General features: G+C 46.3%; 12 protein-coding genes. All 12 read right to left on the bottom strand.

Going from position 1 to position 13,717, the window contains the following annotated elements; translation table 11 throughout:
* Positions 1–95: 95 nt before the first annotated feature.
* Positions 96–995: a hydroxyacid dehydrogenase gene (locus AC3DOM_RS00860; protein WP_487917126.1), complete on the bottom strand. Its 900-nt coding sequence runs from the start codon at positions 993–995 to the stop codon at positions 96–98.
* A gap of 17 nt (positions 996–1,012) precedes the next feature.
* On the bottom strand, positions 1,013–2,083 hold the full coding sequence (locus AC3DOM_RS00855; RefSeq protein ID WP_487917125.1) for a pyridoxal-phosphate-dependent aminotransferase family protein: 1,071 nt from the start codon (positions 2,081–2,083) through the stop codon (positions 1,013–1,015).
* 373 nt (positions 2,084–2,456) lie between these two features.
* The gene (tyrS, locus tag AC3DOM_RS00850; RefSeq protein WP_487917124.1) at positions 2,457–3,668 is read right to left on the bottom strand and encodes a tyrosine--tRNA ligase; all 1,212 of its coding nucleotides are present in this window, start codon (positions 3,666–3,668) and stop codon (positions 2,457–2,459) included.
* Between the two features lie 74 nt (positions 3,669–3,742).
* The gene (locus AC3DOM_RS00845) at positions 3,743–4,246 is read right to left on the bottom strand and encodes a hypothetical protein (RefSeq protein WP_487917123.1); all 504 of its coding nucleotides are present in this window, start codon (positions 4,244–4,246) and stop codon (positions 3,743–3,745) included.
* Between the two features lie 141 nt (positions 4,247–4,387).
* The gene (locus AC3DOM_RS00840; protein WP_487917122.1) at positions 4,388–5,143 is read right to left on the bottom strand and encodes an MBL fold metallo-hydrolase; all 756 of its coding nucleotides are present in this window, start codon (positions 5,141–5,143) and stop codon (positions 4,388–4,390) included.
* A gap of 12 nt (positions 5,144–5,155) precedes the next feature.
* Positions 5,156–6,586 (bottom strand): stage II sporulation protein M, encoded by a 1,431-nt coding sequence (locus AC3DOM_RS00835; RefSeq protein ID WP_487917121.1) that lies wholly within the window; start codon positions 6,584–6,586, stop codon positions 5,156–5,158.
* Positions 6,583–7,515: an ABC transporter ATP-binding protein gene (locus AC3DOM_RS00830; RefSeq protein ID WP_487917120.1), complete on the bottom strand. Its 933-nt coding sequence runs from the start codon at positions 7,513–7,515 to the stop codon at positions 6,583–6,585. The genes AC3DOM_RS00835 and AC3DOM_RS00830 overlap by 4 nt, the downstream gene beginning before the upstream one ends.
* Before the next feature lie 83 nt (positions 7,516–7,598).
* A complete protein-coding gene (gene lgt, locus AC3DOM_RS00825; protein WP_487917119.1) occupies positions 7,599–8,402 on the bottom strand; it encodes a prolipoprotein diacylglyceryl transferase in 804 nt (267 codons plus the stop codon).
* A gap of 18 nt (positions 8,403–8,420) precedes the next feature.
* On the bottom strand, positions 8,421–9,035 hold the full coding sequence (locus AC3DOM_RS00820; RefSeq protein ID WP_487917118.1) for a CDP-alcohol phosphatidyltransferase family protein: 615 nt from the start codon (positions 9,033–9,035) through the stop codon (positions 8,421–8,423).
* 55 nt (positions 9,036–9,090) lie between these two features.
* On the bottom strand, positions 9,091–11,235 hold the full coding sequence (locus AC3DOM_RS00815) for a DNA translocase FtsK (RefSeq protein WP_487917117.1): 2,145 nt from the start codon (positions 11,233–11,235) through the stop codon (positions 9,091–9,093).
* Positions 11,228–12,157: a 30S ribosomal protein S1 gene (locus AC3DOM_RS00810; protein ID WP_487917116.1), complete on the bottom strand. Its 930-nt coding sequence runs from the start codon at positions 12,155–12,157 to the stop codon at positions 11,228–11,230. Before AC3DOM_RS00810 ends, AC3DOM_RS00815 begins: the two co-directional genes overlap by 8 nt.
* A 93-nt stretch (positions 12,158–12,250) precedes the next feature.
* A partial coding sequence (locus AC3DOM_RS00805; RefSeq protein WP_487917115.1) for a hypothetical protein occupies positions 12,251–13,717 on the bottom strand: 1,467 nt, incomplete at its 5' end.

Below are 13,717 nucleotides of genomic sequence, written 5' to 3'. Positions count from 1 at the left end.
ATTGCCCAAAACAAAGAGCACCTGGGAACACGAGGGAAAACTTTATAAAATTCGTTATGCTCTATGCTTCAACGTGCTCTACACATTAGAAAATTCTATTTTGTCAAAACGTTAATTACGTTCTTTGCGACCTCTGTGCCAACGCGGGCCTTTGCTTCAACAGTGCCCGCACCAATATGGGGGGAACCAATTACTCGATCAAGGGTATACAATTTATGCCCCATACTCGGTTCTTCGGTATAAACATCGAGGGCGGCACCAGCAACTTTGGCGCTTTTCAGCGCATCAAAGAGGGCATCTTCATCAATTGTGCCTCCCCGCCCGCAATTGATGATATACACGCCAGCTTTCATTTTTTCAAAGGCATCAGCGTCCAGAATATTATGTGTTTCTTTAGTGTAAGGAACATGCAGGCTGATAAAGTCTGCACAGGCTAAAAGATCCTCGAGAGATACGAGTTCGATTCCCTCAGCTTCTGTGACATAAGGATCGTAGGCGACTACAGTCATCCCAAGCGCGTTCGCTTTCTGACCTGTGGCTTGCCCAATCCGCCCAATACCCACAAGTCCCAGGGTTTTTCCTGCTATTTCTGTTCCCGAGAAGGATTTTTTGGCCCATTCACCACCTTCCATCGAGGCAGTCATCTGCGGGATATGGCGTGCAAGGGCAAAAATATAACCAATGGTTAATTCGGCTACAGCAGCGGTGGACGCGCTGGGGGTGTTGAGAACCTGGATTCCTTTTGAGCCAGCATATTCAACATCGATATTATCCAAACCAACCCCTCCACGAACAATGGCTTTGAGCCTGGTTGCCTTGTCAATCAGGGAGGCAGTGACTTTGGTGCGGCTGCGGACAACCATTGCGTCGTATTCATGGATGACTTCCAATAATTCTTCGGGCGTAATATCGGGTCTATTGACAACTTCAATTCCGGCGTCAGAAATCATATCGAGTGCTGTGATTGCTGTGGCATCACAGATTAATACTTTCATTTATTTCCTCCAATTATTTAGAGATCAAGAATCTCTTCTATCTGAGATGTAAGCCAGCGAAGATCTTCCATCTGAATATCACCCATATGCGCGATACGGAAGGCTTTTTCTTTAAGAACTCCATAACCGTTTGAGAGCATCGCCCCGCGTTTTGCCAATTCTTTATTTAGATCGGCAACACTGATATTCCGTGTATTGGTTATATTTGTTACGGTTGGAGAAAGATATTTTTCATCCGCAGCGTAAAGCCCAAAATATTTTCTCGCCCAATCCTGAATATACTTTGCCATTTCTGCATGACGGGCAAAACGCTTTTCCACACCTTCAGCAAGGATGCGATCCATTTGTACGTTGAGAGCATTGATCAGACTGATGGCCGGGGTTGCGGGAGTCTGATTTTTCACGGCTTTGCCTTCGAGGGCAACAAAATCGAAGTAATAGCCTTTATTTTCCATATTCTCAGAACGCGCAAAAGCGGCGTCGCTGACGGTGACTACACAAAGTCCCGGGGGCATGGCAAAGGCTTTTTGGGTACCAGCCAGGACAACATCAAGGTTCCAGTCGTCCACACGAATTTCGGCACCCGCCATGATACTGACCGCATCCACAAGAACGAGAACATCTGGATATTTTTCTTTGACCAACGCGGCGATCTCTTTGAGGGGATTTGTGACCCCTGTCGAGGTTTCGTTAAAGGTAATACAGACCGAATCAAACCCACCCTGCGCAAGTTTTTCGTCCACCATTTCTGGTGTGATGGCTTCTCCCATCTCAACTTTAATGACTTCGGTTTGCTTGCCATTCGCTGTCGCGATTTGCGCCCAACGCTTGGAAAATGCACCACAATCTGTCATCAGTGCTTTTTTCATCACACAGTTGCGAATCGCGCCTTCCATCATGCCGGTTGAAGAGGATGTTGAAAGATAAATGCGATTATTTGTATAAAGCATTTTCTTGAGTTTCTCGACCACCTCTCCATGCATGTCTGAATACAAAGAATCGCGATGTCCGATCATCGGCATCGCCATCGCTTCCAAAACCTCATCTACAACATGGGTTGGGCCAGGTATAAACAGTTTTTTATACACAAATTCCTCCAAATAAATTTCAATTTTAATACATGCAGACCAAATGTTTCTGAAAATACCAGCGCAATTATAACGTAGACCCGTTGTGTGGAACGCGCTAAACCGGTTATTGATATATTAGACTGCTTGCAAAAGTCTTTTTCCATACTGCACCCTACGCCGCCCTCGGCGCAGCCTCTCCTATTACCGCCGCCGTACCCTGCGAGTATGCTACGCGAAGGACGGTGGCAAGAGCACTTATGCAAGAGATCTATTATTATGAGAGATGTCTGCCGTAAATTACGAAGTTCCCACAAAAAAACCTTTTATGAGAACTTCGATTATGTTGTCTGAATTTACACCTGTACCAATCAGAATAATTTTTTCACTGTGGTTATTTGATGCGTACGAATTTTCTTTTGCCAACTTGCAATACGCCGGGATGTGGAAATGCATCTCCTGCACGATCAAGGGTCTCCCCATCCAGTCGGACAGCTTTCTGATCCACCATACGTCGAGCGTTGGATTTGCTATCTACCAAACCTGTTGCGAGCAGAACATCCAATATTGACTGGCCTTCCGCCAGCGAATACTCCGGCATGTCATCAGGGATATCCTTTTTCTGAAAGAGCTTTATAAAGGCATCTTCGGCAGGTTGAGCTGCATCTTCTCCATAGAAAATGCTTACAATCTCACGGGCAAGTTTCATCTTGGCATCTCGTGGATGCATCTCGCCGGAGGCAACAGCTCCCAAAAACGCATCAATTTCAGCTACACCAAAGCGGGTAACCAGACGGTAATAACTTTCCATCGCCGCATCAGGGATAGACATCACCTTTCCGTACATGTCATCAGCCCCTGAATTGATCGGAACGATATTGCCGATAGATTTCGACATACGCTGCACGCCATCTGTTCCTGGCAAAATACCACAGATCACACCAACAAGGGGTTTTTGTCCATGCGCCTCTTGCAATTTTCGCCCCCCCATCAGAATATTAAATAGTTGATCTGTGCCGCCAATCTGTACATCTGTTTCCATCGAGACCGCATCATATCCTTGCATGAGGGGGTAAAAGGTCTCGTGAATGTAGATAGGCTCACCGGAATCCAACCGCTTCGCAAAATTTTCTCGTGCCAAAAACTGCTGGACAGTAAAATTCTGCCCAAGACGAATTAAATCAACAAGGGTTAACTTCGAAAGCCATTCACCGTTGTAACGAACAATGGTCTTTTCTTTGTCTAAAACTCGAAAAGCCTGGTCCGAGTAGGTTTTTGCATATTCCATGACTTGCTCTTCAGTTAAAATTGGTCGGGCTTTATTTTTATCAGAGGGATCACCAACCAAAGCCGTATAACTCCCGATCAGGAAAGTTATTTCATGCCCCAAATCCTGAAATTGGCGCAACTTTCGCATGGAAATTGTGTGTCCCAAATGCAGATCGGTCGAAGTTGGATCATAACCACAATAGACGCGCAAGGGGCGGGCTTCTTTTTCGGCCTCGATCAAGCGTTGGCGGAGTTCCTTGGTCATCGCTTCTTTCAAAGCCTCATCGCCATACTCAGTGCCTTGCATTAACAGTTCGATTTGTTCGTCTATATTCATCCTTCACCTTCCTAACAAAAAAAATCGCATCACACTATCCGTTAGCGTGATGCGTGATCCACGAAACGTAATCATCAAGAGCGGGAATAATAATAACTCCCTTTTTCTTCATTCTGCAAAACAAGATTCGTTGCACTCAAGATTTCATCCAGGACAGCCTGCCCTTCAGAAAACCCCAAACGACCGCGTACTTCTCCCTGATATTGCACTTTTCCCAGGGTGCGGAACTCAAAATGCGACTCGCTGCCGATCACCTGAACAGATCTGCCCCACCGCAACGGCAGCACGTTTACGTTCTCAATCTCAGACCAGCTCAACCTGACTTTGCGGAGTCCATTCTCAAACGCGATCCCGTCAACATCCACTCGCATGATGGTTTTTCGATCCATCCAATTGCCCAGGGAAATGCTCAGCGCTGCAAACAACAAAAATCCCCAAAAGACCCGGGCTGCAACGGGAATATTATCCAACTGCCAGTTTAGGAAGCCCATTGCAAATGAAACAACAAGGGTTAAGACCCAGGCTGTCCCCTCACCGCGGCGGGAATTTAATTCGGGGCGAAGATCGTTTTCAAACATGGCGCATATTATACAGCAAAACAAAAAAAGATGAGATTCCCCCAATCCTAAGTAAAACGTCCCGCAGGTTCCCGTGATTCGGATTTTAAAGCAACAAAAACCTGCGGGACGCTCATAACCTGTTTATCTGAATATCAATAGTTAGACCTCTAAAACCATTAAATCTTCTGCCAGGGTGACCTTTCCATCGAAATGATTGCGAGCATCCTCGAGAAGATTATCCTGCCAAAAGTCACCGGTAGGATAATGAATGAGATAAAGTTGCCCAACATCTGCTTCTACGGCTATCTCGGCAGCCTGCTTCGAAGAGGAATGACCAATCACATCACCCGAAGCCTCGTGAATGAGAATATTAGCTCCCCGGGCAAGACGCACAACCTCCTGGCAAGGTTGTGTATCACAAGAATAGACCGCTATTTTATTGCTATCCTTAAATTCCATTCTCAATCCAATTGTGGGGACCATATGACGGACCTCGGAGGAGAAGATATCAAAATCTGCGCTGCTCAGGACCGGGGTCATTTCCTCAGATGGAAGCCTGTTGAAGGTCACGGGGAAAAATTTTGGCCAATTCTTCCAGCCATAAGCATCCATCAAATTTTCCATCCGCTCCAGTGTGTAATCGAGTCCATAAATATCCAGTGGCTTTGTGCGCCCCCGCAGCCACATATCCATCAGGAAAATTGGGACACCTGAAATATGATCCGGATGAAAATGGGTCAGTATCAAATCTGTAATGTCGTTATACTCAACGCCAATATCCTGCAAGCGCAAAATCGGATTAGACGGGCTGTCGATCAATACTATGCGCATGTTTCCAATCAATACCATATGCGTATTTTCATGATCTTTATTTGCGATCGCATTGGATGAGCCCAATATAATTATTTTTGCCATAATGCTCCCAGTTTATTGCATGATGCTCAATAAAATTTTCGGGGTGATAAAAGTTTCGATTAACGCGGCAATTAACAAAAGAGGAAAAATAACGCCCACACCTATTATGAACCAATCTGCCACCGCGTGAATAAAAACCTCCCCCATTGTTTTTGTAGGATCAGGTGTCACCATGATTGCTCCAAAATAGAGAATGCCTGCTCCCGCAAAAATGATCGCCGGAATTTCAAAAATACCATGCGGAAGAATGCCCGCAGTAAATAATGTCCAAACTGGCAGACCCAAAGCATTAAGAACTGCCATTAAGCCTCCCAAAACACCAATATTCACAGAGAAGGCCAACTCTCCCAGAACGCCAAAGGAGAAAAGTCCAAAAAATAACATCATCAAAACAGCCTGGATATTATGTAAAAAAATAAAGCCAAATGAGATATCTACATCATCCGAAGGCAGCCCGGCTGCGAATTGGAATTGATCCAGAGCCTCATCTATATCTTCCTGGGTAACTGCGCTGAAATCAGCCGGGATCATGGAGGTTGTCCACTGGTAAGATGCAATACTCCCAAATATCGTGATCACAACAATGAGCAGGAGAGGCCTCTTGAGTTTGCGCAGCATCCCGACAACCTGAACTTGATACCATTTAAAAGGCGAATACGATTCTCCAATAAAGGCCCCCTTAAATGTTTGCCAAATCCATTTAAATTTGAAAGAGTCGATTTCTCGTCCCAGGAGATATTCGCGTTGAAAATGGGCCAGTCCAACTCTAATCAGCAAAGCTGCCAATATAAGGACCGCAATTACCGCCAGCCAGAGAACCTGGTCGTTGCCCCAAAAGAGTAATACACTTTCACCTTGAATTAGAAATGCGACTGGCATTACAATAAATGATGCCAGCAAATTTGCCGCCCGTACCGATGTTGACTGGGTGGAGATAGCTATAGCCCCGCTAACCATCAATACAGCATGTGCGGCTGTCAGCGTGAGCAACTGCACCAATTGATGAACTGGAGGCAGTGCCAGATCCTGTTTACTGACCATAAAAAGGTAAAGCCCAATCGCCAAATAACTTGCTGCTAATGGAAAAAAGATACCTACCAGTAATTTACCCAGATAAAGCTGCCAATCAAGAAAGGGTGTTCCCAATAAAGGCTCGATCGTACCGCGCTCTTTCTCTCCGACAAAAGATTCGAGTGCAACCACGAGAGAGACGGTAACGGGAAAAAAACCTATGATCAGAATAGAAAATGGGACCAGGCGATCAAGGATCAAATCTCCGCCATAATTGTTCATGAACGAAACTGCGGCACCTGCTCCTGCATTCATCAGCGGGGGGAATAAAAGCGTAAGAACGATTAAGGGGAAGAGGATCCGCCAATCTCGAAACTGGTCGCGAAGTTCACGTTGAGCAAGCAACCATACGGGGGTCAGTTTTTCTTTCATTGCAAGAGGGCTCCCCCAGCATCAGACATGGTTTTAAGGTACACCTGCTCAAGGCTCCGTGGCACTTCCTGCAAAGTGAGAACTGGAGCTTCCTTCATGGAAAGTATTTTCAATAATAAGGGATTATTTTTTTGGGGCTGTTCAGAGCGAAAGCGAATACTCCTGGACCCTCTTGCTACAATCTCCACCCCTGCGGGAGGCTTGAGACTTTTATTATCCCATTTTTTAGAAAAGCTGACCTCATATTCTGCCGGCCCAAGGACTCTCTCTTTCAATTCTGCCAATTTTCCCCTGATAAGAATCCTGCCGCGGTAAATGATCGCAATTTGGTCCGCAAGGGCCTCAGCTTCGGCCAGATTGTGGGTGCAAATTACAATCGCGCGCTGCGATGAGCGCAAACTGGCAATCTCGTCACGGACAAGCCGGGCACTCTCAGGATCCATTGCAGAGGTGGGTTCGTCCAGGAGCAGGGCGGGTGGCTCGTGAATAAGGGAACGTGCCAGAGCAAGTTTTTGCTTCATCCCCTTTGAATATTCGCCAATCCGTCGATGGGAAGCTTCTACTAACCCAAAATACTCAAGAAGGTGATTGATGCGTTTCATGCGAGCATCATCACTAAGACGATATACCTTGCCAAAGAAATCGAGGTATTCCACAGCTGTCATTCTCAGATATAGGCCATGGTGTTCCGTCAGCACCCCAACGGATGCGCGTACCTGAGTTGATTCTTTTTCAACGTCATATCCGGCAACTTCCGCCCGACCCTGGGTGGGGCGTAAAAGTCCTGTCAGCATCCGAATAGTTGTGGTTTTTCCCGCACCATTCTGCCCAAGCAAGGCTAATATCTGGCCCGGCTTTACATCCAGGGTGACATTATCAACGGCTAAAAAGTCATTAAATTTTTTACTTAAATTTTCTATGTGAATCATTTTATTTCCAAAGGTTTTAAAAACTGCCAGCACCCAATCAGGATAGTGGTGGCTATTCGCGGTGTCAATAAGACAAGAGTCCCTTAAGGTGATGTTGAGATTTTCCGATGGCGAACCATCAAGCTTAGCGCTGAGAGAAGGGCTACAATTGCCATCACAGTTTGGTTGGCATTGAATCCACCCACCATGGCTGCATCAAGCCGCAAAAAATCAAGCAAAAAACGTCCCAAGGGGTAAATAATCAAGTAGAGCAAAAAGATATCGCCGTTTTTTAACCGATTTACAAAGCGTCGTCCCACCCACAACAGGATCAACATATTGCCTAAATTCCAAAGGGCCTCATAAAGAAACAAAGGGTGATAATAAGCCTGGTCCCGGAATCCGCTTAAGCGATGTGCAGGGTCAATGAAGATTTTCCAGGGCAATGAGGTTGGTGCACCATAAAGCTCCTGATTGACAAAGTTTCCCCAGCGGCCGATTGCTTGCCCCAAAGCAATACCAGGAGCCGCAATATCAGTCCATTCGTAAAAGGATAGATTTCGCTTACGCGCGAAGAAATATAGGGCAATCAACCCACCAATGATCGCGCCTGGAATCCCCAAGCCACCATTACGCGTATCGATTAAGTCCAGTGGGTGGCTGAGATAATATGCAGTCGTAAACCCTTCTGCAATGGAAGATGGTGATGGTGTGAAAACATGCCAAAGACGCGCTCCGATAACTCCGGCAAGAATCAGCCAAATCATCAGATCCCAAAGAATCTCCGGATCATGTCCATGTCGCCTGGCTTCTTTTTGCGCGAGGATCGCACCCGCCAATGCCCCCAACATTAGAATGATCCCATAAAAACGAATAAAAAACGAACCGATGTAAAATCCTTCTGTCATTTTATTCCTTAAGCAGCTCTAAAAATGTTTATGGGCCTGTTGACGGACATACCAGATTCGCTGCAAGGCAGTAAAGTTTGCCAGGATGGCGATTATCCACATCGCAATTATGGGGAAGTTAAAGATCAGTCCTGGGGCCAATACAAAATAGCGCTCGACACGGGTCAATGCACCAATCTTGGCTTCAAAACCAAGCCCTTCTGCTTTTGCCCGGGTATAAGATACCAGTATAGATCCTGAAGCAGCCGCAAAGACAAGCATGGCAGCCACGGTATCACCTTGCCCAAGAAAATAAAAAAGCAGGGCACCATAGATTACCAATTCAGAATATCGATCTGTCACTGAATCAACAAAACCACCAAAATCGCTGGGTTCCCCACGTAACCGCGCCATTGTCCCATCCAATGCATCAATCGGCCACATGATCAGAACCATCAAACCACCCCAAAGCATATTTCCTTTAGCCAGAAAAAAAGCGCCCACCATATTTCCGACCAAGCCCAGGATTGTGATTGTATTTGGTGTCAGACCAAGTCGATTTAAGAAAGCGCCAATGGGATCAAGCACCCATTTGAATAAGGATCGCAAACGATCCGTTAGTGATTCTTTCTCGACTTTTACAGTATTTTCCACAAAGGACTCCATTGATTTTAGTTGCCCAATCATACCACTCAGAATAACTGTAATGTTAGAATTCGTCGTCCTCATTGGGCAAGATCAAAACATCTCGCTCCCGCCCTCCGCCCAATGCCGGTCCCACAAGTCCCAAATCTTCAAGAGAATCCAACAGGCGTGCAGCACGAGGATACCCGATCCGCAAACGACGTTGTAAAAGTGAGGCCGAAGCGCGTTGAGAATTTTGAATCACCTGGATCGCCTGCTCTATCAACACCTCATCTTCATCCTCGTCAGATTCCCCAAGCAATCTCTCCCAAGGTGAGCTTCCCTCTTCGTCAGGTCTGCTCTCCTGCCAATAAGTAATCACTTTTTCTATCTCTTCGTCTGTGATCATTACTCCTTGCACCCGGGATGGAGAACCCGCTTCAGGACTCAGGAAAAGCATGTCTCCGTTTCCGAGCAGATTCTCGGCCCCAACGCTATCCAGAATTACGCGCGAATCAACACCAGATGTGACTGCAAATGCGATTCTCGCCGGGAAGTTTGCCTTAATTAACCCTGTTACCACATCTGTGCTGGGACGCTGGGTGGCCATCACCAAATGGATGCCGGTTGCGCGCGCCATCTGTGCCAAACGAACAAGATTATGCTCGGTTTGATCAGGGGCACTCATCATCAGATCAGCCATTTCATCGATCAAAACTACTATTCTCGGCATCGCAACACCATCTTTTCGGCGCAAAACCTTGCGATTATACGCGGCAATATCGCGCGAGCTTTCCACCTCAAGGAGTTTATAACGCCGCTCCATCTCCAATACAACCCATCTCAGGACACCCTGAATACGATCAATATCTGTTTCAACTTTGCCATAGAGGTGAGGCAACCCATTGAAGCGGATTAACTCGACCATTTTGGAATCTACCATCACCATGCGCAAATCTTCGGGCGAGTTATTCATTGCCAGGCAGGTTGCGATGGAGGTAATACAAACCGATTTTCCTGAACCTGTTGAACCAGCAATTAAAAGGTGAGGCATTTTAGATAAATCAGCTACGATTGGATGTCCTGAAACATCTCTCCCCAACGCAATCGCCAGTGGTGAGTGGCTTTTATCAAAAGCATCCGCTTCTAATATAGAACGCAGGCGAACCACTTCTACGCGAGAATTCGGGACTTCAATCCCGACATAGGGGCGACCCGGTACAGGGGCTTCGATACGTAATCGTTGCGCAGAAAGAGCGAGGGATAAATCCTTTTTTAATGAAGCGATCTGGGCAACGCGAACCTTCATGCGCTGTTCTTCGTCCCCATTAGTGCTTTTATCAATGAAACCTGGCTGAACGGCGAATTGGGTGATCGCCGGACCAACACGGAAACCAATTACCTGTGCGGGAATACCGAACTCATCAAGTGTTTTTTCAATCAGCCCGGCGGTCTGGTTAATAGTACGTTCATCCACGCGAGACCTGCGTTCGCTTAATAAAAGGGTCAGGGGAGGAAGGCGTTCATCGCGTGGCCGTGGCTTGGCCGGGCGTTCATCTTCTTTATCCGCCGCGGAAAAAGATTTTCTGAATTCAGGAGGGAGTTTTGTTTTTGTAGTTTTTCGAGAGATTTTTTCATTATCTTGCCCTTTTTCTTCCTCCTGGAACACTTCTCTCTTTTCCGTTATTCCTTCTCCCGCCACTTGAAGCAACCAGCCTTCAAGTCGAGGCCAAAGATTAAAGCCACTCATTGCTGCAAGAATTGTTCCAACAAGAAAGGTGAGAAGGCTACCCCCTGGGCTAATGAGCCTGCTCAGGGTTTGGTCCAAACCCCAACCAATCCGCCCCCCCCCAAGACCTTGTTCTGCTTCCTGTAGAGATCGGCCTCCTAAAACGGTCAGCAATCCCAGGGTTAAGAAGGCGCCGACTTCCAGGGCAAAGATACGTCCCCATGGGAGAGGGTCATCAGAACGACGAAGCATGCCCCCCCCAATCATCCCAATCGAGGCAACCACAAGATAACTACCCCACCCAAACCAATCTCTGAGAGCATCGACCCAGAGTGTGATGAGCTTACCGTCTGTGAGCCCAAGTAAGGCCAGGAGCGAAATCAGGGCAATGGCAAGAATTATTACGCTGCCAATATCGCTAGCAAAACGCCCAAAATGAAGATTTATGTTGGCAAGACGATCAAGCCAATCTTTCGATTCTGAGGCATTTTTTTTAGTCATTTTCATCATTAATTATTAGGCTGAGAGCAAGTCTTTGTTTTTTTGGATCTAATTGTAAAATTCGTAAATTCACCTGAGCGCCTATTGTAAGTGGTGCATTTTCGGGTGGAATCTCAGAGCTGTGGATCAACCCTTCAATTCCGTCCTCCAAACGCGCAAATGCCCCGAAAGGAACTAAAGCTTTAATTTCTGCAAAGACAATCTGTCCAATTTTATATTTTTCCTGTGCTTTTTCCCAAGGATTGTCATGAAGCCGTTTAATGCTGAGAGCAACCCGAGATCGCTCGAGAGAAATATCGAGAATTTGCACCTGCACTTTATCTTTCAATTGAACAAATTCACGCGGGTGTTCAACTCGTCCCCAGGATAGTTCTGATATATGAATCAGCCCTTCAACTCCCCCAAGGTCAACGAATACGCCAAAATTGGTAATGTTGGTGATCTCACCCGAAACAATTTTTCCTTTCGTAAGAGTGGAAAAAAGTTCGCGCCTTCGACCTGTACCAGCCTGGGCTGCCCGCTCAGAAAAAACCAGTCGGGAATCTTCCGGGGTGCATTCAATCAATTTGAGCTGTAATATTTTTCCCTTATATGTTTCCAGCGTTTTTTCTCGCTTGGCAGAATCGCCGCTATCGTTCAACTTCACCAAATGAGAATAAGGGACAAATCCTTTTAGATCATTATCCTCAACCAGGACTCCACCTCGATTATGCCCGACCACTTGCATGGAGATGACCTCGTCCTGATTATAGAGTTTTTGCGCTCTTTCCCAATTGAGCCCAGAATCATCATTTTTTACATGCTGCGGCAAGGGTATTTCAATATCTGGAGCATGGTAATTTTCATCAGCCAAAACTGATTCCCACCAATTATCATCATTTTGGGCTAAATCTCTTTCATTTGTTTTCTCAGGTATCACCATTAAATTTTCTCCTCCATCCTATAGCTTGGAAATCTCCATTATTGTAACTGTCAAGAAGTGTACTGGCTGCCATACGGCACAGATAAAATCCTGTTATGGTAACTTGACCTCAGCCTCCATATCCAACACCATTTTAGCGACAGCTTCTACCGCAACACGCTGTTTACGGTATAAATCTGCCTCCGACATGGCAAGTCTCCCGGCTACTTCACGCACCTTACGTCCTTCAATAAACTTCATTTCAAGAATATTATAGAGGATCCACTCCGCTGTAAAACGCCGCTCGCCTTCAGGACGAATATTATCTACCCCTTTACGCAGGATCGCCCGCAATGCGTTGACCGCATTTCCATCGTAATCAGCCATCATTTTTTGAACAATTTCCAACCGCATCAGGGGACTATCACTCAATTTTGGACCGCCCCAATAATGACTAAGGGCATCTTTTATCCAGTTTGCCATATCCGATTCAGGTGGCATGGATTCTGCTAGCATACTGGCTTTGCTATCATAGCGCCCGGAAGCACGCCAGCGTTGTAAAAGATCAGCTTGAGGTTGCAAACTTTGTAGCGATTGAAAAATTGTTTGTTGTAATTGACGATCCTCTAAAGCAAGGGTGGCGCGATCTGCCAATAGCCAAAGGGAATCTCTTTGATCTTCATCAATTTCTCGATAAGATTGATGTGCAACGCCCAGAATCCCCAATAAAGGCGGAATCTCATCACGATCCATTTCCCGCTTTCGTTTGCGTAAAGGTAATATCCAGAAATCGCCCCAGGTGAATTCCTGCCCAATCTGACCATTTTCGATTTCCGGTACGCGCAAAACCTCAGGGAAATGATCCTCTTCAAGCATATTTTTACTACCAGCCATGGAGATAAGTGCCAGATCATTGCCGTCGAGGGCAGCAATAAATGCCGAAGGAGATTGTAAATGATCGCGCACTGCTGCTAAGACCGCTTCGAGAAATTGTTGTAAATCGCTGTGAGTAAGCAATCGTTCTTCAATATTTTGAAGGAGGAGTAAATCGTCGCGGTCGCCGCCAAAGAAGAGATTCCTCTCCCACAAGGGAGCAAGAATGGTGATCGTATGCTCAATAAGCAATACACTGACGATCATCGTCAGCGGGACAAAAGTTGAGTAGGAGTTCCCACCAACCAGCTCACCGCCGCGCCGAACAACAGTCATCAAACCCAAGGTGATGGAAGCAGCAACAGGACCACGTAAAATCCATTTAAACAGGCGCGTCTTGACAAGGCGATCAGGCCATGACACTCCAAAAAATGCAACCGCATAGGCCATTACTACAACCAGGCCGCCCACAAGAAGATTGATCATCAGTGCCGAACTCCAAAAAAGGAGAGCGTGCTTGGCAGCCAACGTGGAACCATATAAAAGGTAAGGATAAGATCCGAGCGCAGGGGCGGTTGCCCCAGCCATGAGATAGAGCATCCGCCTTCGCCCTGATCGAGTCAGCATCCGGTTGAAGGCACGTACAAAGTTGATTCCCGCCCAGATCATTACTGCGAGATAATAAAGGGTAAATATTTCAGTCCAAAC

The organism is Candidatus Desulfolinea nitratireducens (assembly GCF_982879505.1).
Note: the sequence above shows the minus strand (reverse complement) of the source record. Positions and strands in the feature narration are given on the sequence as shown.

Bases quoted from the DNA above. Each gene is read 5' to 3' on its own strand.
- AC3DOM_RS00860 (WP_487917126.1), bottom strand. From the start codon at position 995: ATGAAAGTATTAATCTGTGATGCCACAGCAATCACAGCACTCGATATG.
- tyrS (WP_487917124.1), bottom strand. From the start codon at position 3,668: ATGAATATAGACGAACAAATCGAACTGTTAATGCAAGGCACTGAGTAT.
- AC3DOM_RS00845 (WP_487917123.1), bottom strand. From the start codon at position 4,246: ATGTTTGAAAACGATCTTCGCCCCGAATTAAATTCCCGCCGCGGTGAG.
- AC3DOM_RS00840 (WP_487917122.1), bottom strand. From the start codon at position 5,143: ATGGCAAAAATAATTATATTGGGCTCATCCAATGCGATCGCAAATAAA.
- AC3DOM_RS00835 (WP_487917121.1), bottom strand. From the start codon at position 6,586: ATGAAAGAAAAACTGACCCCCGTATGGTTGCTTGCTCAACGTGAACTT.
- AC3DOM_RS00830 (WP_487917120.1), bottom strand. From the start codon at position 7,515: ATGATTCACATAGAAAATTTAAGTAAAAAATTTAATGACTTTTTAGCC.
- lgt (WP_487917119.1), bottom strand. From the start codon at position 8,402: ATGACAGAAGGATTTTACATCGGTTCGTTTTTTATTCGTTTTTATGGG.
- AC3DOM_RS00815 (WP_487917117.1), bottom strand. From the start codon at position 11,235: ATGACTAAAAAAAATGCCTCAGAATCGAAAGATTGGCTTGATCGTCTT.
- AC3DOM_RS00810 (WP_487917116.1), bottom strand. From the start codon at position 12,157: ATGGTGATACCTGAGAAAACAAATGAAAGAGATTTAGCCCAAAATGAT.